Origin of the sequence: Arcobacter venerupis (genome assembly GCF_013201665.1) — a bacterium.
Classification (GTDB): domain Bacteria; phylum Campylobacterota; class Campylobacteria; order Campylobacterales; family Arcobacteraceae; genus Aliarcobacter; species Aliarcobacter venerupis.
The window spans coordinates 2,097,991-2,120,625 of sequence record NZ_CP053840.1; the positions used below are offsets into that span (position 1 = coordinate 2,097,991).

Genomic DNA, 22,635 nt, shown 5'->3' on the forward strand with positions numbered 1-22,635 from the left:
AAATGGCATTATTTGGTACACTAGAGACTTTAAAATCACAAGTTTGTGATTCTAAATTTAAAAAAGCTTTTGCTTATATTGAAAAATTACAAGATAAAAATTCAAATGAATATAAAACTCTTATAAATACAAATATTGGAGAATGCAATAAAATAGTGTTAGATGAAAACTGTTTTGTTTTAGAACAAGCTTACATAACAAAAGATAAAAAAGATTGTCTTTATGAATCACACAAAACATATATTGACATTCAATATATGTTTGAAGGTGATGAGATTATGGAAGTTGAAAATGTAAATAATCTTATTGTTACAACTGAATATAATCCTGATTTAGATTATGCAAAATATGCTCAAACTGAAAATAGCTCAGTTTTAAAAATAAGAGAAAATGAACTTGCAATTTTTTATCCAAATGATGCTCATATGCCTTGCATAAAAATAGATGAAAATAAAAAAATCATAAAAGCTGTTTTCAAAATATTAGTAAATAGTTGAAAATATTATGGAACATATATTTTCAGCTTTAATTCCAGTTTTTGGACTTATTTTAATTGGATATTTTTTTAAAAGAATAAAATTTCCATCCCATGAATTTTGGCCTCAAGCTGATAAATTAACTTATTATGTTTTGATGCCCTCTTTATTAATCTATAAACTTTCAAATGCTTCTTTAAGTTCTTCAAATAGTTTAGGTTTTATTTTATCTGCACTTTTAGCAATATTTTTTACGATGATTATTCTTATGATTATAAATAAAATAAAACCAGCAAATGCAGCTTCTTTTACGTCTGTTGTTCAAGGTGGAATTAGATTTAACACTTATGTATTTTTAGCACTTGCAGGAGCAATTTTTGGAAATGATGGTTTAGTTTTATCTGCTATTATTTTGACTTTTGCAATTCCATTTATAAATATTTTATGTATCACAATTTTTGCTTTATATATAAGTAATGAAAAATTAAATTTCTTATATTTATTAAAATCAATTGTTACAAATCCTTTGATAATCGCTTGTGTTATTGGAGGAAGTATTAATTTTTTAGGAATTCATTTTCCACTTGTAATAAATAATACTTTAGAAATTTTAAGTAAAGCTGCACTTCCAATGGGACTTTTATCTGTTGGATTTGGTCTTGTAATAAAAGAAATAAAATCTTCAAAAAGTGAACTTTTAATTTCAAGCATTGCAAAACATCTTGTTATGCCTATTTTGATTTATGCTTTTGCAAAATATTTTGGCCTAAATGAGATGATGATTTCTATTTTAGTTTTATTTGCTGTACTTCCAACAGCACCTAGCTCTTTTATTTTAGCTCGTCAACTTGGTGGTGATATTGGATTAATGTCAAGTATTATTACAGTGCAAACACTTGTATCTGCACTGTTTATAATACTTGTATTGAAGTTTTTTATTTAGGTTAAGATTTTATCTTAACCTAATTCATGAACTAAATCAGATTCTGCTTTTTCTAACATTGCAAACTCTTCATCTGCTGTTTTAGCAACTAAATGATTTTTACTATATAAGAAGAAATATAAAGCACCAATAACATATAAGATAATTGTATAGTTAAAAGCTCTTGGATCAAAGGCATAAACACCTGTTAATGCAATTAAAGATAATACAAATGCAATTCCAGAAGTTACAACTCCACCTGGAGTTTTATAAGGTCTTGGCATATCTGGATTTTTTACTCTTAATAAAATATGACTTAAAGCCATTAAAGCATAAGAAATTGTAGCTCCAACAACTGCCATTGCTAAAATTAAATCACCCTCACCTGTTAAAGATGCTAAAAAACCTAAAACACCAGGAACAATTAAAGCCCAAGTTGGAGTTTTCTTTTTACTTGTTAATGATAAAAATCTTGGTAAATATCCAGCTCTTGAAAGTGCAAATACTAATCTACTATATCCATAAATAATAGAGAAAAATGATGCAATTAATCCTGCTAATCCTAATACATTTACTATTGTTGCTAAAGTTGTATTTCCATTAGCATTTAATGCATCTATTAAAGGAACAGTACTTTTTCCCATTACTTCTGCCCCTGTTATACCTGGAAGCAAAAACACAACTAAAACAGCAGAAAAAAGTAAGAAAATCATCGCAGCAATAATCCCTTTAGGAACATCTTTAGCTGGATTTTTTGCTTCTTCAGCAGCTAATGGAACACCCTCAACTGCAAGGAATAACCACATACCAAAAGGAAGTGCAGCCCAAACACCATACCAGCCAAAAGGTAAAAACTCAGTTGCCCCTGATACTTCTGCTGATGCAGCTATATCAAATAATTTTGTCGCATCAAAATTTCCAACTAATGCAACAGCTGTTGCAATAATTGCAAATATAGCTAAACCACTAATTACCATCATTGTTTTTAAAGCTTCACCTGCACCAATTAAGTGAATAGCAATAAAAACAGCATAAAAAAGTAAATAAACTAAAGGCCCATTAATTCCAATTAAAGCTTCAACAGCAGAACCTATAAATATAACAATCGCAGCAGGTGCAAGTGCATACTCAATTAAAATTGCAAGTCCTGTTAAATAACCACCAGCAGGTCCCATTACTTGTCTTGCAAAACTATATCCACCACCAGCTGCGGGAATTGAAGCTGACATTTCGGCTAAAGATAAAACTAAACAGAAATACATAATTGCCATTAAACCAGCAGCAATTGCAAATCCACCCCAACCTGCGTGTGCAATACCAAAATTCCATCCTGCAAAATCTCCAGAAATTACATATGAAATACCTAAACCTGCTAATAATACCCAACCAGCAGTTCCTCTTTTTAATTGTCTTTTAGCAAGATATTCTTCGTCTATATGAACATTTTTCATTTTATTCCTTTATTTGATTAAAAAATTTTCTTCATTAATATTATTTTCAATTACATCATTTGTTGTTCTATCTTTTAGATTTACACCTGATAGTTCTAATCTTCGTGATTCTTTTAATAAATACATTGTTTTTTTTACAGCCTCCTCATAAGATAATCCCTCACTTCTTACATTTGATATACAATTTCTACTAGCATCTGTTAATCCAGCTTTTGGATTCCATGTTAAATATAAACCTAAACTATCAGGCGAACTAAGGCCTGGTCGTTCACCTATTAATACAAGTGAAATTTTTGCTTTTAATAATTCCCCTACTTCATCACCAATGGCAACTCGACCTTGTTGAATAATTGTAAAAGGTGCTATTTTCCATTTTTGAGTATCATTTGTTAATGCACTTAATAATCTTTCTATAAAATTAACTGCATTCTCTTTTATTGCAAGTGATGACAAACCATCAACAATTACAATTGATAAATCAAAAGGTTCATCTTTATTTAGATTTATTTTTTTTAATGTCTCAGTTGAATCACCATTTAACTTACGCCCCAAATCAGGTCGTTGTAAATATGTTGTTCTATTAACAGCTTGTGAATGTAATAAAATAGGAAGATATGTTTCTGGATTTAAGTTATTATTATTTATTTGTTCAACTATATGCTCAACATCAAGGGGTAAATGAACAGCATCTTGTGCTTGTGCATGAGCTAATTGAAACTCTAAAGAGTGAGAAGTTGGAATACTAACACCACTTCTTCCTAAACCAATCCTAGCATCTGTATAGTCTCTTAATAAAGCCCAAGGATTTTCAATAATATTTGAGTTTAAATCTATATTTTCTAAATTTTTCATTATCTATTTCCTATTACATTTGATAAAGATTTAAAAAAAGTTTGTGGCATTTTTTCATTTAAAATAAATTTATCCATATTTTTAAATATCTCCATTTTTTCAAGCCAAGCGCAAAACTCAGGAGCTGGTTTTAGATTTAAAACTCGTCTTGCATATAAAGCATCATGAAAAGATGTAGTTTGATAATTAAGCATAATGTCATCACTTCCAGGAATTCCCATAATAAAATTACATCCAGCAACTCCAAGTAGAGTCAATAAATTATCCATATCATTTTGATCCGCATCCGCATGATTTGTATAACAAATATCACAACCCATTGGAAGTCCTAATAATTTTCCACAAAAATGGTCTTCCAATCCTGCTCTTGTAATCTCTTTTCCATCAAACAAATATTCAGGCCCAATAAATCCAACAACTGTATTTACTAAAAGTGGATCGAATTTTTTAGCAACCGCATAAGCTCTTGCCTCACAAGTTTGTTGGTCTAATCCAAAGTTTGCATTCGCTGAAAGTGAACTTCCTTGTCCTGTTTCAAAATACATCACATTATTTCCAACAGTTCCACGATTTAATGAAAGTCCAGCTTCATGGGCTTCTTTTAAGATTTTAAGATTTACTCCAAAACTTGAATTTGTAGCTTCAGTTCCTCCAATTGATTGAAATACTAAATCAACAGGAGCACCTTTTTCAATAGCTTCAATAGTATTTGTAACGTGGGTTAAAACACATGATTGTGTTGGAATTTCATATTTTTGGATTACATCATCCATAAGTTTTAAAAGTTTTATTGTTTGTTCCACATTATCAGTTGCTGGATTTATGCCAATAACCGCATCACCATTCCCATATAATAATCCATCTAAAATACTTGCAGCTATTCCCATAACATCATCTGTTGGGTGATTTGGTTGAAGTCTTGTTGAGAGTTGATTTGGTAAACCAATAGTATTTCTAAAAGATGTAACAACTGGACATTTTTTTGCAACCATTATTAAATCTTGATTTCTCATGATTTTACTAACAGCTGCTGCCATTTCAGGTGTAATTGCAGGTCTTGCTTGTTTAATCATCTCAATTGTTGTAGTATCACTTAATAACCAGTTCCTAAAATCTCCAACTGTTAAATGTGAAATTAATTTAAAAGCCTCAGCATCATGGTCATCAATTATTAATCTTGTGATTTCATCATCTTCATAAGGTATTAACATCTCATTTAAAAAAGTTTTAAGATGAACTTCTGCCAAACGCATTTGAGCTACAACTCTTTCTTGTGAAGATAGGGCAGAAACTCCTGCTAATAAATCTCCTGAACGTTTTGGTGTTGCTTTTGCCATTAAATCGGCTAGATTTTTAAAATTATATATTCGATTTCCAAGCATAAATTTATAAGAATTTTTCATTTACTTTTATTCCTTTATTAATATATACTAAAATAGTATTATTAATTTATAGCCCTAATATAGCTTTTATATCTTGCATTAATTTATAATAATTACATGATAATTACAAAATAAGTTGAAATTTTATTCTTTAATTTGCAGAAATGTCTAAATATAATGTATATATTTTAGTCATAATGAAGAAAAATTTTTTATATAATTTAATTGTTTATAAAATAGTAAATTAATAGATTATGGTTAAATGAAACTAATTTAATGAAGATATTCAAAATAAAGGAATTTCAGTTTTATTGAAATTCCTTCAAATTAAAATTTTATATGAAAACTTTTACTATTACTTGAATAGCTAAAGCAGTAAGTAGCACTTTTAAAATGATAATAAATTTTTTACCATCAATTTTATCTCTTAGTTTTGTTCCAGCCCAACTTCCAGCAACCGCACCAATAATCATAGCAACGATTACTCCAATGTAATCAAAAAATACAAAACCAAAATACATAAATACAAACACCTTTAAAATATGTGTGATACTCATAAGCGCAGCACCAGTTGCTACTACTTTGTCTTTATCTTTATAATCTTTTAATAAAAGTGTCATAGTAAGTGGCCCAGTTGCTCCAACAACCATTGAAAGGCCTGTTTGAAAGAAACCTGCTAGAAAATAATTTTCATATCTTTTAATTTTTTCATTAAACTTTTCAGACCATAAAGAAAGTAAAATATATACTCCAATAAATAAAGGAACATATTCAAGGGAAATTAGACTTAAAACAGCAGCAAACATTCCAATTCCAATTACAGAACCTAATAAGAATTTAGGAATTACTTCTAATTGAACATCTTTATATCCAAATATTGCTCGACTGATATTACTCGATATTTGAGTTAATCCATGAACAGGTATTAAAGCATTTAAAGGTAAAAATGAAGGCAAAATCACTATTAACATCATACCTCCTCCAATTCCCACTATTCCAGCAACTGCAGAAGTAAAAAAAGTAAGAACTCCTAAAATCAATTCATTCATAAATAATCCTTGAAACAAATAAGCTAAAAATACCTTATTAAGGCTTATTTATCAAAAAAGGGGTTATAATATTTTCTTTTAAAAGGAAGAAACAATGAAAAGATTACTAATAGTTACTTTATTTTTAACAAATTTTTTATTTGCAAACTACAATTATACGGATCAAAACTCAGGAAAAATTGATATGCATGGAGGGAAAAGTGATTCTCTTGGTGGCTCAAGTTTCGGAAATATGAATATTCAAAAACCAATAGCTCCAATTGCTCCTAAAGCATTAATTGAAAATGAAGAAAAAAAATTAGAAAAGAAAAAAGAAGAAAAAAAGGAAATTACTAAATAATGGCAAGATATAAATTTATCTCATGGAATGTAAACGGTGTGAGAGCCGTTGATAAAAAAGAAGCTTTAAAATGGATAGATGAACATGATGTTCATCTTTTAGGACTTCAAGAAACAAAATCAATGAAAGAACAAATCCCAAAAACGATTTTTAATAAAGAGTTTAAAACAATGACAGCAAGTGCCTCAGCCATAAAAGGAAGAAGCGGAACTGCACTTTTTACAGATATTGAAACAACTTTTGAATGCAACTGCCCTACTGTAGATATTTTGGATGAAGGAAGAATAAACGAAGTTCATTTTACTTTAGGAGATAAAGATATAGCATTTTTTAATGTATATTTTCCAAATGGACAAAGTAAAGAAGAAAGACTTGTTTATAAAATGGAGTTTTATGATAGATTTTTAGACCACTGTGAGAGCTTAAAAAAACAAGGAAAATCAATCATGATTTGTGGAGATGTAAACACAGCTCACAAAGAAATCGACCTTGCTCGACCAAAAGCAAATGAACAAACTTCAGGATTTTTACCAATGGAGAGAGAGTGGATAGATAAATTCCTATCTTTTGGTTATGTCGATACTTTAAGACATATAGTTGGCGATAAAACTGACCTTTATAGCTGGTGGAGTTACAGAGCAAATGCCAGAGAGAATAATGTTGGCTGGAGAATTGACTACTTTTATGTGAGTGAAGATTTAAAAGATTATGTTAAAGATGCTTATATTATGAATGATATTTTTGGTAGTGACCATTGTCCTATTGCTTTGGAGATGGAGTTTTAATATTTTGAGAATTAAATTCTCAAAATATTTTTTCAAATATCAAATGAACTTTCTGTAAATTTACTTTTATTCATTTTAAAAGAATTTAAAACAAAAATAAAACTACTTATTTAAAGAATATAGAATCTCCTGAAATTCAATATTTTCAGGTTCTATTTCTAGTGCTTTTTTTGTATAATTTATTGCTTCTTCTTTATTTTCTAAATTTTCATAAGATTCTACAAATCCATAAAGTACATCTAAATTCGTTTCCTTATCTTTACATTGATTTAAATATTCAATAGTTTTATGATAATTGCCAATTAAACTATATGCTTTAGCAATATTAAAATTTTTTGCTAATTGTTTTGTTTCTTCTTTAACACTTAAATATGCTTCAATAGCTTTTATAGGTTCATTTATATACATATAATTATTTCCTAATTCATACCAAATTTCATCAATATCATTTTCTTCAAGAATCTCTAAACATTGTTTTATAGCTTTCTCGTATTGCTCCATAGCCACATAAGAATACATCAATAATTTATTGTCTTCAAAGTCAAATTTAGGATTAAGTTTAATTGATTTTTCGATACTCTTTGTAGAATTTTCAAAATCATTATCAGCATAATAATATTTAAATGCAAGAATTTTCCAATCTTCAAAAGTTCGTTCATCTTCATTTTGAGGTAAAAGTTCTACATAATAAATAAGCCAATCTTTTTCAGCTTGAGTAATTTCACCAGTTTTTTTATTATGCTGAGAAAATTCTGCTAATTTTTGTAAATATTCAAATTTTAAACCTTTTTCCAAATCTTTTACATTTTCTATTAATATATCTAACTCATTTTGTTTTTTATTAATTATTTTGTTTAATTTAGTGTTAATATATTTACTAATTGCAGAAAATCCAAATAGCCCTAAAACAGCTATAATTGAAGCCAATATCCATAGAAAATTATCCAAATTGTTTTGATTACTTTCAATTATAGTCATATATGTGTTTTCAATGTATTTATTATGAGTATCTAAAGCATTTACTTTTTCTGTCAATTTTATATTTTCATTTTCTAATAAAACATTTTTTTGCTCAATTTTATTAATCTTTTCTTCTAAAACATTAAATTTATCACTCATAATTTCATTTTCATTCGCATATATATTTATTCCTATAATAAATATTAAAATTAATTTATACATATTTAACTCTTTTTTTAATTTAAATTTTTTCTGTTAATTATACACATAACAATCTAACTTTGTATTTCTAAGAAAATTTGAATACTCTTTTTCAAGATTCAAAATATCATTTTGATTAAATAATTTTTCAATCTGATATTTTTTTGTAAGTAATGCAAAACTAAGTACATTTAACCTATCAATTTGAGCATAATCAACATTATTTTTTTCTAAAACATTCTTTATTTTAGGTTCATTTAATGCTTCCATAAAATAATGATTAAAGAGTACTGTTCTATCAAATAATATAGGATGACTTTGTCTTGTCTTTGGTTCTTTGTTTAATAAATGAAATATATATAATAATTCATTCATAGATACAAATATAATGTAGAAAACTTCATTAATATTAAATCCTAATTTTCTAATATTTTCAAAAATTTCAAAGCTTCCTAATAAACTAGCAATAGAAGCGTATTTATCTGCATCTATTTCAAGATATAAATTATCAACAATTTTTTCATGATTTTCTTCAAATTCTAAAATTATATTTAATGATTTAATGTTTTGTACATATTTTAAATGTCCTCTTAAAATATGAAAAAGTTCATGATAAAAAATATGATTAGTAAGATATTGATAAATATTTTTTTGAAGTATATCTCTTTTATTTTTATCATAAAAGATGCTTTTATTTATTTCTGAAAAATATTCTTTATATTTACTTGTTAGTTCTATACTTAATCCATCTATTAATGTAAGTAAATGAGGACAAAACACAATTTCGTATAAATCATCTTTTAATATTTTTGCATAAGCATTGTATTTTTTTACTTTTGTTTGCATTTCATCAATATCTACAGAAATATTTAAATTATTCAATTTTTCTTTTTCTAAAATATTTTTAAAATTATCTAAAATATCAACCAAATTTTCTCTTCTAACTTCAAAAGGTATATTATCAATTGAATTTTTATATAGTTTTTCTAGCATTTAAGTCCTTTTTTTATAAATTTTTAGAATTATATATAAATACTATTTTATATGAATTTTACAATCTTTATAAAAACTATATTTAATTAGTATTTTAAACTCAATTTTCATTACATTCATTTGATTATTTTTTAATAAAGATTATAATTCTGAAGTCTTCTTCTAAAAATAAAAGATTAGTTATAGCCAATATATGTAATACCAACATTTTTTCAAAAAAATTATTTAAAAATACAAAGTTCTATTCTTTTTACTTCTTGCTTTTCTTTCAGTTTGAGTATTTTATATACCTTTTAGCAAATTAGTTATAGATATATTCATCTTATTTACTGCAAATATTTTGTTGCCCAAATCTTTGAAACTAGCTCCAAAATGATATACGGTTTCATCACAAATCAAAAACCTATCATGAAAGTTTTTAGTGATTTTTACTTCAAGATTGCCATATTGTTTATTATATTTTTCAATATCAAGTTTTAATTGTTTAGATATATTTTGAGTATAAATAGTAAATTTTACATTTTGATTTTTTGAAAATAAATTCAATATAGATTCATCTACATAGTTATCAATCAAAATAATTGAACTTTTTGCACTTTTTATTAAATCTGATAAAAGCACATAAGCATCAAATATTTGTCCGTTGAAAAATATTCCATGTTTCATTTCTAATGTATTATTTCTGATATGTGATTTGATAATCTGCATATCATTTTCAAGAATACTTAATCTTTGCTCTGTAATTTTATGAGTATTAATAGCATAACCATTTTGAATATAATCTTTAAGTACAGAAGTTGCCCATTGTCTAAAATGGATAGCTTTATTAGAACTTGTTCTATAACCTACTGCTAAAACAATATCTAAATTATAATATTTAATATCTCTTGTTTGTGTTTTATCTGATAGAGATCCATGTTTTGTGGTATGTGCAAAATTTGCACATACCACTTTTTCATCTAATTCATTATCTTTAAAAATATTTTTAATATGTTTTGATACAACACTTCTATCTATATCAAAAACTTTTGCAATATCATTGATACTAGCCCAAATAGTATCCTTATCAGCAGATATTTTTAACTCTATCTCACCATTTTCATAGACTACTATATTTGATATTGTATCCATGTTTAATACTCCTAATTTTTATACATACAAAACAATAACATAAAAATTTATTTTGTTAAAAAAACATATCAAACTGTAATATTTTAAAGCTAAAATCATTTTTTAGTTATTATAATAAAATCACATAAATAGTATATCATCGACTTAGTATTTAAAATAGGATAGAATTAATATGAACGTAGAAAAGATGATTTGTCTAAAAAAGAATTAGATTTATTAAAACAAATTATTCAAGAGCCAACTACAAAAGGTTAAAAATGGAAAACTTCGACTTCATAGCATACAAAAAAATGGTAAAAACTTATCAAGAAAACAATGACCCGACGAGTTGGTTTGACTCTATTTATAAAAATGCGCAAGGTGATTTTACAAAAGTTTTTTGGGCTGATTTAGAACCAAGTCCTTATTTAGTGAATTGGCTAAAAGAAAATCCTATCAAAAAAACAAATAAAACTGCTTGTGTTATTGGTTGTGGAGTTGGTGATGATGCTCAGGCTTTAAGTGAGTTTGGTTTTGATGTTACTGCTTTTGATATATCTCCTAGTGCCATTGAGCTTTGTATTAATAGATATAAAGATACAAAAGTTAACTATGTGGTTGCTGATTTATTTGATTATCCTAAAGAGTGGTTTGAAAAGTTTGATGTAGTTTATGAATGTAATACAATTCAAGTTTTACCAGATGGTTATAGAAAAAAAGCAAGAGTTGCTATGAGTTCACTCCTTGCAAAAGATGGTTATATCTTAGTTTCATGCAGAAGTAGAAATGAAGGTGAAAAAGAGAATGAAATACCCTTCCCTCTTTCAAAATCTGAAATGGATGAATTTGTTAGTATTGATAAACTAACACAAATTAGTTTTTTAGCCTATGATGATGAGCAAATTCCTAGCGTTCCACATTTTTTTGCAGTTTATCAAAAATAATTTATTTTTAAAACTACATAGTTTCTACTCTATTTTTACCTTTAGACTTTGCAAGATACATGGCATCATCAACTCTTGAAAGAAGTTCAGTTAAAGTATCATCTTCTTTATAAGAAACTACTCCAAAACTTGCTGTTTTATTACCTACTTTATCAAATATATATTTAGATATTTTATCTCTTAAATTCTCAGCTAATTTTGATGCCTCTTCTAAATTTGTTTTAGGGCAAATAATTATAAATTCTTCTCCTCCCCATCTTCCAACACTATCTGTTTTTCTTGTGAATTTAGATAATATATTTGAAATATTAATAAGAACATCATCACCAACTAAATGCCCGAAAGTATCATTTACCATTTTAAAATCATCAACATCTAATAAAATTACTGAAAAGTCATCTTTGCAATTTATATATATTTCTTCATTTAATTTTAATAATGAGTCAATCTCTTTTCTATTATTCAATTTTGTTAAATAATCAGTTGAAGAAAGTATTGTTAACTCTTCTTTTGCCTCTTCTAACTCCTTAGTATAAGTTAATTTTAGCACCATTGAATGGGATAAAAGTAATAAACAAATAAAAACAGCAACATCACTTGGATACTCTTCCCAAGGTACAAGACCAGCTGCTATCAAAGTAGAATAAAGCCAATAAATCGAAATTATAAAAAAACTAAAAGTAATTATTTTCGTCTCTTTATCTCCAATAATAAAAAAATAAATCATAAATATTGTTAAAATTGGCAGAGTTATAAAATTATAAAAAATATCAAAATATTCATATGTTGAAGGAAGATTAAATAAACCTAATATTGTTCCTAAAATAGCACAAAATAAATATATAAAATGAACTTGCCAAACTCTTTTTATTAAATTAAAAGGTACTTCATAATTTATTGATTTATCCATAAAAAATGCCATTCCTAAAGGAAAAAAGAAATAAGCAATTGCCAATATATACTGTTTAAATAAGGGGAAATAAAAATAAATTTCTATAATTTTTGAGGAGAAAAATACATTAAGACCTTGGGTTAAAAATAATAAACCTAAAATCAATAATTCTAATCTTTTAATTTTAGATAAAAAAGTCAATAAAAATAGTATTGACACAAATATTGAGATTGAGCCAACAATAATATTTGGTAAATCATTTTTTAATAACTTTTCAAATATATCAATTTTTGAAGATATTAATATTTCACCCCAAAATCCAATATCAGTATAATTTGAATAAATTCTAAAATATAAATATTTACCTGCACTATCATTTGCTAAAGAAATAAGATGAAAAGGCCAACCTTTAAATTCACCTTTCCCATCTTTATCAAATTCTCCAAAATGATAAATTTCTTTACCTTCATAATAAACTTGATTAATTAAATCTGTACTCACAATATATAAATAAGAATCATTGGGCAAAACATCTGGCAGCTTAACTCTAAACCAAACATTTGTTTGATTATTTCTATTAGGAGGATTACGTGGGAATTCAATTTTTTCCCATAAATTTTGATTCTCTTTTTCAATAGTCCATAATGGAATACTATTTTCAAAAGGTGAATCACCATATCTGTATTCCCAGTTTGCTTTTGATAAATCAATCTCTTTTGATTCATTAGCTAATAAAGAAATGATAAAAAATAATAAAATTGTTATTGTTTTCATTAAATATTCTTCGTATAAATTTATTAAATATTCCATATTAAAGCACAATTTCTCGTAATACTTGATAAAATTTTGATTTAATGTTACTAAAAAGTTTCCAATGTAATACTTTGATTTTATATACATAAAAAAATAATCTAAAAAGGAAAATATTAACAATGAAAAATAGTATTATTCAAAGATACGACAAAAATCAAGATGATGAAATAATAATAAAAATATACTCTTCAAAAATTGAAGATTTATATGAAAATTATGATAAAAAATCAACATTTATAAAAAAAGATTTAAAAGAAGATTTAGAAAATTATCTTATTGAAAGTGTTGAAGAAATAGGAAATCATCCTTTTATTATAGAATTTTCTTTTGATGAAAAAAGTGATTTATCTTCAGATGAAAAACTGAAAAAAAGCATAAAAGAGTATTTTGAATATTTACAATTTTTAAAACAAAAAGATATGAAAAAACAATTAAAAAACTCTTTTATTCTTCTTATTATTGGTTTTGTTTTTGTATCAATCTCTTTTAATCTTGGTGAGAATAAATTTTTTATTTATAAACTCATTTCAGAAGGCGCAATGGTAGCAGGTTGGGTTTCATTGTGGGAAGCTTTGGCAACAATATTAATAAAATGGCTACCATTAAAAAATAAATTAAGTATCTTAAAAAAAATTACAAAAGCAAAAATAAAATACTCTTAAATCATTGAATATATTACTTTTGCTAAAATATTTTGTAAATCTTTTTTTTCTTTTTGAGTTAATACACTAAACAATTTTTCTTTTGATTCAACAACACCTTCCATACACTCTTTTATCAAAATTTCACCCTCAGCTGTCAAACTAATAAGTATACTTCTTTTATCATTTGGTGAGGGTATTCGTTCTATTAGATTTCTATCTTCAAGCTTTTTTAGAACTTTTGTCATTCCACCTGAAGAAAATAGTGTTGCATCATATAGCTCTGTTGGAGAAAGTGCATTTTTATTAAAATAAAGTGAAGCCAAAACTGATATATCAGAATGTAACAAATCGTATTTAGTTTTAAAAAAATGCTCATTTTTATTAAACATATCTTTATGTAATAATGTTATTGGCAATGTTAACGCAAAAACTTCATACTCTTTTAATTTAATTGTTGTATTGTAAAAGTTATCTATATATTTTTTATCCATGTAAGAATTTTAACCAAATTAATATTAAATATATCTTTCTAGAAAGATATATTTAAGTTTTTTTATTCTAAAATCAAAAATCAGAAAATTACAAGGAGTTATTTTTGAAAAAATTATATTTTATTTTTTTAGTTCCTCTTTTTTTGTCAGCTCAAAATTTAGAAGAGTTAGTTAATTTGTCTATTCAAAATAAACAAGTTGATTCTTCACAAAAGAGTTTGGACTCAATTAAAGATGAATATGAAAGTATTAAAAGTGGTTATATGCCTAGTTTAGATGTTGGAGCTAATCACTCAATAACAGATAAAGAAACAAGTAGCGTTCCAAAAAATTCATCAAAAACATATGCAAGTATTAGCTATGAGTTGTACGATGGTGGGAAAAAATCAGATGTTTATGATAGTTACGAATCTAAAATAAAAAGTAATCAAGAATCCGTATTAGCTTTAAAAAATGATATTGCATTAAATGTAATAACTTACTATTATAATTATTTATCATACATTTCACAAAAAGAAGCAAAATTAAAAGAGATTGAACAATTAGACTCAGAATTATCAAGATTATCAAGATTTTTAGATGCTGGAACAACAACAGAAGATGAAGTTCAAAAAATTATTTCTAGATTAGAAAGTTCAAAAGTTTCATTACAAGAGATAGAACTTCAAATAATAACAGTACTTCATAACTTAGAATATATTACAGGTCAAAAAGTTTCTATTGATGCTGGTTCTCATATTAATGAATTAGTAAATGATACACCAACAGATTCAAGATTTGATTTAAAATCATTAGAATATGATTTAGATACAAAACTTGCAAATTCAAGAAGTGAAAAAAGTGCTTATTTACCAACAATTACACTTGATAATACATTTACATATTATGATTCAGATTATAATAACGATGCTTTTAGTAATTCTTTAGACCATCAAAATATTGCAAGTGCAAGTTTAAAATGGAATATATTCTCGTTTGGTGAAACAAAATATAAATATGAATCAAAATATAAAGAATATTTATCTTCAAAACTAAATTATGAATATGAAAAAAACAAAGCAAATATTGATTTAGAATTAGCAATAAAAGCTTATGAAATCTCAAAATTAAAAATCAAATCTTCTGAAGCAAACTTAAAAGCTGCAACAACTGCCTATGATGTTATAAAATCAAAATATCAAAATGGATTAATTGATAATGTATCATTTTTAGAAAGCTTAAGTGAAAAATTCACAGCACTTAGCCAATTAAGAACTTCACAAAATGATTTAGAAATTAAAAAAGCAAATATACTTTACTATAGTGGTAAAAAATTAGAGGAAAACATAAAATGATAAAACAAAATGAAATCCTGTTTTCAGGAAAAAGAATAATTGCAACTGCATTTATTTTATTAGGATTAAATACATTATATGCAGAAGAAAAAGCACCCATGCCTGCTCTTCCTGTACAAGCATTTAAAATTGAAAATAAAATATCAACTACAACAAAAACTTATCCTTCAATAATTAAAAGTTCTGAAGAAGTAGATGTAATGGCTAGGGTAAAAGGTATCTTAGTTGAAAAATATTTTAATGAAGGTGATTTTGTAAAAAAAGGAACTTTATTATACAAAATTGAACAAAATACATATTTAGCTAATTTAAATGTTGCAAAAGCAAATCTAAAAACAGCTGAAGCAAATTTTAAAAAAGCAAAAAAAGACTATGAAAGATCTAACTCTTTAATAAAAACAAAATCAATCAGTGTTCAACAATATGATGAATATACATATTCTTATGAAAATGCATTAGCACAAGTTGAAAGTGCAAAAGCATCTTTAGAAAATGCTCAAATTCAATTTGACTATACAAAAATATACGCACCAATTGATGGAATTGTTGGAATTAGAAAAACAGATGTAGGAAATTTAGTAGGTTCAAATGATGCAGATTCTTTATTGCTAACTATTACAAATACAAACCCAGTTTATGCAGAATTTTCACTTACTAAAGATGATGTTACAAGATACATTGATCAAATTAAAAATAAAACTGTAAAAATAAATCTTCTTACAAGTAATAAAACTTATGAAGAAGGAGTAATTGACTACATCGCTCCAAAAATTGATTCTAATACTGATACTCTTTTTTTAAGAGCAAAATTCAAAAATGAAAATAATAGTATTTTAATTGGAGAATTTGGAAAAGTAGAAGTTCAAAATCTTAATTTAGGAAAAGTTTATATTATTCCTGAAAATGCAATTTTAAAAACTTCTCAAGGTAGTTTTGTATACGTAATCGAAGATTCAATTGCAAAATTACGACCTGTAACAACTGGAATTTTAGTAAAAGAAGGAATTGCAATAGAGAGTGGATTAAATGAAAATGATCAAATCGTTATCAGTAATATGGCAAAACTAAGACCTGATACAAAAATTCAAATAATAAATCAAGAGAAATAATATGATTTCTTCATTTTTTATTAAAAGACCTGTATTTGCAGCAGTTGTATCTATTATCATAATTCTAGCAGGTTTAGCTTCTATGATAAATTTACCAATTGAGCAATATCCAAGGGTTATTCCTCCTCAAATTATTGTAAGTACAACTTATCCAGGAGCTAGTGCTGATACATTAGCAAAAACTGTTGCTGCTCCACTTGAGGAACAAATTAATGGTGCAAAAAACATGCTTTATATGAACTCTGTTTCTGAAGATAGTGGAAGAGTAAGTATTAATGTATTTTTTGAAGTTGGAACTGATGCAGATTCTGCAAAAATTGATGTTAATAATAGAGTTCAAGTAGCTCTATCGAAACTGCCAGAACAAGTACAAAGACAAGGGGTAAATGTAAGAGAAAGAAGTCCAAGTATTTTACAATTTATTATGCTTAACTCTCCATCAAATACATACGATACAACTTATTTATCTAACTATGCGTTAATGAACATAGTTGATGATTTAAAAAGAGTAAATGGTGTTGGTGATGCAATGATTTTTGGAGCGAAAGATTATGCTATAAAAGTTTGGATTGACCCTACAAAACTTTTTAAATATTCTCTTTCAACAACTGATATAATAAATGTTATTAAAGAGCAAAATAATCAATACTCAGCAGGTAAAATTGGTGCTGAACCAATTAAAGATAAACAAATGTTTACTTATACTATTAAAACTCCTGAGAGAATGAATAATCCAGAACAATTTGGAAATATTGTAATTAGAGCGAATGAAGATGGAAGTTCACTTCTTCTAAAAGATGTGGCAACTATAGAACTAGGTAGTTCAAGTTATGACATGATTACAAAATTAAATAATGCACCAGCAATTCCTATCGGAATTTTTTTACAAAGTGGTTCAAATGCCCTTGAAACTGCACGTGCGGTAAAAAGATCTTTAGAAGATGCAAAAAAGAGTTTTCCCGATGGTATAGAATATAGTGTTCCTTATGATAGTACACAATTTGTTGAAATCTCTATTAAAGAAGTTGCTAAAACATTTGCTGAAGCTATTGTATTAGTTATTTTAATCATTTTCTTATTTCTACAAAATTGGAGAGCAACTTTAATTCCTATTTTAGCAGTTCCAGTATCAATTATTGGGGCATTTGCAGGAATGTATGCTTTTGGATTCAGTATAAACTTACTAACGCTATTTGGTTTAGTTTTGGCTATTGGTATCGTTGTTGATGATGCTATTATTGTTATTGAAAATGTTGAAAGACACATGAGTGAGGGAATGGCTCCACGAGAAGCTGCCTTTAAAGCTATGAAAGAGGTTTCGGGGGCAATTGTTGCAATCGTTTTAGTTCTTTCATCTGTATTTATTCCTGTAGCTTTTATGGGTGGTTTATCAGGAGAAATGTATAAACAATTTGCTATTACAATTGTTATTTCTATTGTTATATCAGGTTTTGTAGCTTTAACATTAACACCCTCACTTTGTGCATCATTATTAAAAGATGATCATAAAAAACCAACATTTTTCTTTTTTGTATGGTTTAATAACTTTTTTGATAAAGCGACTGATAGTTATACTTATTTAGTTAAAAAAACTATTAAATTTTCTCTTATTTCAATTTTACTTTTTGGTGGATTGATTTTTATATCTTATGATATGTTTAAAGATATGAGAACAGGACTTGTTCCAGATGAAGATCAAGGAACAATTTTTGTATTTAGTTTCAATCCAGGAGGAGCATCTGTTTCAAGAACTGATGAATTTACAAATGAATTAAATACTATTATTAAAAAAGATCCAAATGTAAAAGATATTATTACCCTTGCTGGATATGATTTAACATCTTCTTCACAAAGAACTCATTCAGCATCAACAATTATTAAACTTAATCATTGGGATGAAAGACCAAATTCAGACCAACATGCAGATGCTATACTAAAAAGATTAAGTGGACAAATTTTAGGTACATCTGATGGATTCTCATTTGGTGTTTTACCACCACCTATCATGGGAATGAGTATTGCAGGTGGATTTGAGATGTATGTTCAAGATAGAACAGGCGGAAATGTTCAAGATTTAGAAAAAATTGTAAATCAAATTATTGCAAAAGCTAAAGAAAGACCTGAATTAATGGGTGTTAGAAATTCACTTTCTGCAAATATTCCTCAATACAAGATTGATGTAAATATTCCAAAAGCAAAAGCAAAAGGTGTAAGTGTTGAAGATATTTACAATACTATAAATGCTACTTTTGGAAGTTATTATGTAAACGACTTTTCTTTATATGGAAGAACTTATAAAGTGAATTTACAAGCAGAAGGTGAATATCGAAAAAGCGCAGATGATTTAAAATTCATCTTTGTAAAAGGAAACAATGGGGAACTTTTACCTATTAGCTCTTTTGTAAATATTAATAAAACTGTTGGTGCTGACTTAATAGAAAGATTTAATCTTTTCCAAGCTGCAAAAGTATCAGGACAACCAGCTCTTGGATATAGTTCAGGGGATGCATTAAAAGCTATAGAAGAAGTTTCAAATGAAGTTTTACCTTCAGGTTATACAATCAGTTGGGTTGGAACAGCTTATCAAGAAAAACAGATTTCAAGTAGTTCAAGCGTAGCCTTTATTTTTGGTATAGTTTTATTATTCTTAATTTTAGCAGCATTATATGGAAAATGGTTATTACCAATCTCAGTTGTTCTAGCCGTTCCATTTGCAATGTTTGGAGCAATTTTAGCAACACAGCTAAGAGGTTTAGAAAATGATATTTATTTCCAAATTGGACTTTTAGTTCTAGCAGGACTTGCAGCTAAAAATGCCATCTTAATTGTAGAGTTTGCTCTTCAAAAACAAAAAGAAGGTTTTGGAATAATGGAAGCTGCTCTTGAAGCTGCTAAAATAAGACTTAGACCAATTATCATGACTTCATTGGCATTTACACTTGGAACTGTTCCCTTAGCTATTAGTAATGGCGCAGGAGCAGCAAGTAGACATGCTATTGGAACAGGAGTTATTGGAGGAATGTTAGCTGCGACATTTATTGCAATTATATTTATTCCAATGTTTTATATTTTAATTTCAAAACTAAGTCGTGAGAAAAATGAAGAAATAAAAGAAGAGATTTAAATCTCTTCTTTTTGAGGTAAAGCGATAATATATCGCAAACCTTTTTCACTATTATTAATCTTTAAATCCCCTTGAAAACTATTTTTTATTACAAGCTTTACCATATAAAGCCCCGTTCCAGTTCCTGTTGATTTAGTTGTGTAATATGGATCAAAAATTTTTTCTAAATTTTGTTCTTTAACTCCACCTGCATTATCTTCCATAATTATTATTGTATAAGATTGTTTTGAAAAAATCTTTATATTTATTTCTCTATTTTGAATATCTCTTTCATTAAAAACATCTATCGCATTATTCATTATATTTAAAAATATTTGTTCTAATTCTGTTTCTATTCCATATACTTTTTCATCATCAACATCTAGATTTAATTTTACATGATTAACTTCAAATTGATTCCCCATAAGTTTAATAGATTTATCTAAAGCATATTTTATTTCAAAAACTCGTTTTTGTTTATTTGGATTAAAAAAATCTCTAAATCCATCTATTGTTTCACTTAAAAATTTAATCTGTTCTTTTGTGTTTTTTGAAAAATCATTAATAAACTTATCATCAATCTCTTCTATCATGTAAGAATCTTTTACATCATTACAATATAAAGATAGAATATTTAATGGTTGTTTTAATTGATGTGCAATAACGCCAATCATTTCCCCCATTGTTGCCATTTTTGATTGATGAATTAAAACTCTATCTTTTGCCGCAATTTGTTCAACATTATATTTTCTCTTTTCAAAAATATCAATATAAACCTTCAATTTAGAATTTAATAAAATATCATGTATAGGTTTTGTGATATATTCTATTGCTCCTAAATTATAACCTTTTGTTTTGTATTCATCTTTATCATAAATACCTGTTATAAAAATCACTGGAATATCTTTAGTTTTTTCAATATTTTTCAAATATTCAACAAATTCAAATCCATCAATTTCAGGCATTTGAACATCACTTAAGATTAAATCTATATTTTCATTCATTAAAATTTCCATACCTTCTTGGGCACTTAATGCTGAAAAAATATTAACATCAAAACTATCTTCTATCATCATTTTTAAAGAATATATATTCTCTGATACATCATCTACTAATAAAATATTAAATTTGTCCACTTTATTTTCCTAAATAATTTATAATTTTTTTAAACAATTCATCTTTTAAAAATTGTTTATCTAAATAATCTTCATCTTCAATTCTTTTTGAACTAAGAATGATTTTATTTAACTGTTTTTCTTTACAAAAATCAATAAATTCAAATATATCTATATCGCAATTATCCTCATCAATTATTACTAAATTATAACTATCTCTTAACATCTCATAAGCTTCTGTTATTGATTTACAATAAGATAAAAGAATATTTTCTTTTCGTAAAGATACAGCTATAGGAAAAAAAGAAGTATGTTCTGTATTAATTACCAATATTTTTACTTCTGGTTTTATTGTACTTTCTTCTTTTATATTAAAATCTTCCATATCAAATAAAACAATATCTTCTATTACAACATCTTCATCTCTTGAAGAAATAGAAACTTTATCATCTGAGATATTTTTGATATTTGTTTTAATAGGTAAAATTAATTCAAAGGTACTTCCTTTGCCTAATGTACTAAAAGCTTTTATATCTCCACCTAATAAAGTAGCTAATTCTTTAGAAATCGCCAAACCAAGACCTGTTCCACCATATTTTCTTGTTGTACTTCCATCTGCTTGTTTAAATCTTTCAAAAACATAAGCTAATTTTTCTGTAGCAATTCCAATACCTTCATCAATTACTTTTATTGTAATATCGTTTGCATTATCTTCTAAAATAATATCTATTGTGCCTTTTTCAGTAAATTTTATTGCATTACTCATTAGATTTTTTATAATTTGTTTAATTCTATGGGAATCTGATAATAGAAATAACTCTTTTAATGAAGATTTATAATTCAAAATCAAACCTTTTTCATTTGCTAAAGGTTGCATCTCAAAAATTAAATCTTGAACTAATTGAAATAAATTTATTTTTGATAAACTTATAGTTAACTCCCCTGCTTCTATTTTTGATATATCTAACACATCATTAATAAGAATTAATAAATCATTTCCACAGCTATTAATTATTTTCATATTTTTTATCTGTTCGTTGTCAAGTTTTTTATTTTTATTTTTTGCCATAATTGAAGAAATGACAAGAATAGAATTTAAAGGAGTTTTTAATTCATGGGACATATTTGCTAGAAAATTACTTTTATATTTATCTGATTCAAGTAACTGTTTTTGTTGTTCTTTTAATTCATTTGCTAAATGATTCAACATCTTATTTTTAGCTTTCATCTTTTGTACATTTAGACAAGCATCAATACTTATATTTAATTTCACAATCAAATCTTGAAACATTGAGATTATATATTCAAAATTTACACTTTTATCTTTAAATATAATGATAAATATACCTTTTTGCAAAGGTAAAAATAAAAGAATATTTTCATCACTTAAATCAGAAATTCGTACACTTGATAAATCTTTTTTTTGTTCTTCTAATATTTCTTCATCTAATTCTAAACTATTATCATATGCTAAGTATTTATATAATTTATTATTTTCATCTATTAAATAAAAAAATCCATTTATAGCATTAGTCTCTTCAACAAATGTACTAAGCACTTCTTTAATCATACTATTTAAATCTAAACTGTTTCCTATGGAGCTATGACACTTATATGTCAAAGCTAAATGTTCCATAAACATATTTTCACCTTTTCAGATTAAAATAAT

20 protein-coding genes are annotated in these 22,635 nt (G+C 26.3%); 9 read left to right on the forward strand and 11 right to left on the reverse strand.

All coding sequences use genetic code 11. The annotated features are described in order from the left end of the window. Window positions 1-2 precede the first annotated feature (2 nt). Complete coding sequence (locus AVENP_RS10480) at window positions 3-497, forward strand: NanQ anomerase/TabA/YiaL family protein (RefSeq protein WP_128359476.1); 495 nt, start codon at window positions 3-5, stop codon at window positions 495-497. A 7-nt stretch (window positions 498-504) separates the two neighbouring features. Further along, window positions 505-1,419 (forward strand): AEC family transporter, encoded by a 915-nt coding sequence (locus AVENP_RS10485; protein ID WP_128359475.1) that lies wholly within the window; start codon window positions 505-507, stop codon window positions 1,417-1,419. A gap of 14 nt (window positions 1,420-1,433) precedes the next feature. Here AVENP_RS10485 and eat read toward each other — a convergent pair whose 3' ends face one another. The 4 genes from eat to AVENP_RS10505 all read right to left on the reverse strand — a co-directional run bounded on the left by eat (window position 1,434) and on the right by AVENP_RS10505 (window position 6,132). Further along, window positions 1,434-2,849, reverse strand: coding sequence for an ethanolamine permease (gene eat / locus AVENP_RS10490; protein WP_128359474.1), 1,416 nt, complete (start codon window positions 2,847-2,849; stop codon window positions 1,434-1,436). 9 nt (window positions 2,850-2,858) lie between these two features. Further along, window positions 2,859-3,701, reverse strand: a complete 843-nt coding sequence (gene eutC, locus AVENP_RS10495) for an ethanolamine ammonia-lyase subunit EutC (protein ID WP_128359473.1) — start codon at window positions 3,699-3,701, stop codon at window positions 2,859-2,861. Continuing rightward, window positions 3,701-5,104, reverse strand: a complete 1,404-nt coding sequence (locus AVENP_RS10500) for an ethanolamine ammonia-lyase subunit EutB (protein WP_128359472.1) — start codon at window positions 5,102-5,104, stop codon at window positions 3,701-3,703. The genes eutC and AVENP_RS10500 overlap by 1 nt, the downstream gene beginning before the upstream one ends. A 314-nt stretch (window positions 5,105-5,418) precedes the next feature. After that, entirely contained in the window at window positions 5,419-6,132 is a 714-nt protein-coding gene (locus AVENP_RS10505; RefSeq protein ID WP_128359471.1) for a sulfite exporter TauE/SafE family protein, read from the reverse strand. Between the two features lie 94 nt (window positions 6,133-6,226). Here AVENP_RS10505 and AVENP_RS10510 point away from each other — a divergent pair, with 94 nt between their 5' ends. After that, window positions 6,227-6,472 carry a hypothetical protein gene (locus AVENP_RS10510; RefSeq protein WP_128359470.1) on the forward strand — a complete coding sequence of 82 codons (246 nt, stop codon included), beginning with the start codon at window positions 6,227-6,229 and terminating at the stop codon, window positions 6,470-6,472. Next, window positions 6,472-7,257 (forward strand): exodeoxyribonuclease III, encoded by a 786-nt coding sequence (locus tag AVENP_RS10515; RefSeq protein ID WP_172664290.1) that lies wholly within the window; start codon window positions 6,472-6,474, stop codon window positions 7,255-7,257. The genes AVENP_RS10510 and AVENP_RS10515 overlap by 1 nt, the downstream gene beginning before the upstream one ends. A gap of 102 nt (window positions 7,258-7,359) precedes the next feature. Here AVENP_RS10515 and AVENP_RS10520 read toward each other — a convergent pair whose 3' ends face one another. The 3 genes from AVENP_RS10520 to rhuM form a co-directional block, all read right to left on the reverse strand. Beyond that, window positions 7,360-8,439, reverse strand: coding sequence for a tetratricopeptide repeat protein (locus AVENP_RS10520; protein WP_128359468.1), 1,080 nt, complete (start codon window positions 8,437-8,439; stop codon window positions 7,360-7,362). Window positions 8,440-8,472: 33 nt separating this feature from the next. After that, window positions 8,473-9,411 (reverse strand): hypothetical protein, encoded by a 939-nt coding sequence (locus AVENP_RS10525; RefSeq protein WP_128359467.1) that lies wholly within the window; start codon window positions 9,409-9,411, stop codon window positions 8,473-8,475. A gap of 282 nt (window positions 9,412-9,693) precedes the next feature. Next, a complete protein-coding gene (rhuM, locus tag AVENP_RS10530; protein ID WP_128359466.1) occupies window positions 9,694-10,542 on the reverse strand; it encodes a RhuM family protein in 849 nt (282 codons plus the stop codon). Between the two features lie 257 nt (window positions 10,543-10,799). Between rhuM and AVENP_RS10535 the strand changes: the two genes are divergently transcribed. After that, entirely contained in the window at window positions 10,800-11,465 is a 666-nt protein-coding gene (locus AVENP_RS10535) for a class I SAM-dependent methyltransferase (protein WP_128359465.1), read from the forward strand. A gap of 13 nt (window positions 11,466-11,478) precedes the next feature. Here the strand turns inward: AVENP_RS10535 and AVENP_RS10540 are convergent, their stop codons facing one another. Further along, window positions 11,479-13,131, reverse strand: coding sequence for a GGDEF domain-containing protein (locus AVENP_RS10540; protein WP_128359464.1), 1,653 nt, complete (start codon window positions 13,129-13,131; stop codon window positions 11,479-11,481). Window positions 13,132-13,289: 158 nt separating this feature from the next. Here AVENP_RS10540 and AVENP_RS10545 point away from each other — a divergent pair, with 158 nt between their 5' ends. Beyond that, the gene (locus AVENP_RS10545; protein WP_128359463.1) at window positions 13,290-13,832 is read left to right on the forward strand and encodes a hypothetical protein; all 543 of its coding nucleotides are present in this window, start codon (window positions 13,290-13,292) and stop codon (window positions 13,830-13,832) included. Here AVENP_RS10545 and AVENP_RS10550 read toward each other — a convergent pair. Continuing rightward, on the reverse strand, window positions 13,829-14,305 hold the full coding sequence (locus AVENP_RS10550) for a MarR family winged helix-turn-helix transcriptional regulator (protein ID WP_128359462.1): 477 nt from the start codon (window positions 14,303-14,305) through the stop codon (window positions 13,829-13,831). The two genes, AVENP_RS10545 and AVENP_RS10550, sit on opposite strands and share 4 nt — an antisense overlap. A gap of 104 nt (window positions 14,306-14,409) precedes the next feature. Between AVENP_RS10550 and AVENP_RS10555 the strand changes: the two genes are divergently transcribed. Genes AVENP_RS10555 through AVENP_RS10565 form a run of 3 tightly spaced genes read left to right on the forward strand, consistent with a single transcriptional unit; the run spans window position 14,410 to window position 19,872 of the window. Then, window positions 14,410-15,639, forward strand: a complete 1,230-nt coding sequence (locus AVENP_RS10555) for a TolC family protein (RefSeq protein ID WP_128359461.1) — start codon at window positions 14,410-14,412, stop codon at window positions 15,637-15,639. After that, window positions 15,636-16,748, forward strand: coding sequence for an efflux RND transporter periplasmic adaptor subunit (locus AVENP_RS10560; RefSeq protein ID WP_128359460.1), 1,113 nt, complete (start codon window positions 15,636-15,638; stop codon window positions 16,746-16,748). The genes AVENP_RS10555 and AVENP_RS10560 overlap by 4 nt, the downstream gene beginning before the upstream one ends. Window position 16,749: 1 nt before the next feature. After that, on the forward strand, window positions 16,750-19,872 hold the full coding sequence (locus AVENP_RS10565; RefSeq protein ID WP_128359459.1) for an efflux RND transporter permease subunit: 3,123 nt from the start codon (window positions 16,750-16,752) through the stop codon (window positions 19,870-19,872). Here the strand turns inward: AVENP_RS10565 and AVENP_RS10570 are convergent. Together AVENP_RS10570 and AVENP_RS10575 are read right to left on the reverse strand one after the other, a co-directional pair. Next, window positions 19,869-20,987, reverse strand: coding sequence for a hybrid sensor histidine kinase/response regulator (locus tag AVENP_RS10570; protein WP_128359458.1), 1,119 nt, complete (start codon window positions 20,985-20,987; stop codon window positions 19,869-19,871). The genes AVENP_RS10565 and AVENP_RS10570 overlap by 4 nt on opposite strands. A gap of 1 nt (window position 20,988) precedes the next feature. Further along, window positions 20,989-22,608, reverse strand: coding sequence for a sensor histidine kinase (locus AVENP_RS10575; RefSeq protein ID WP_128359457.1), 1,620 nt, complete (start codon window positions 22,606-22,608; stop codon window positions 20,989-20,991). Window positions 22,609-22,635 lie beyond the last annotated feature (27 nt).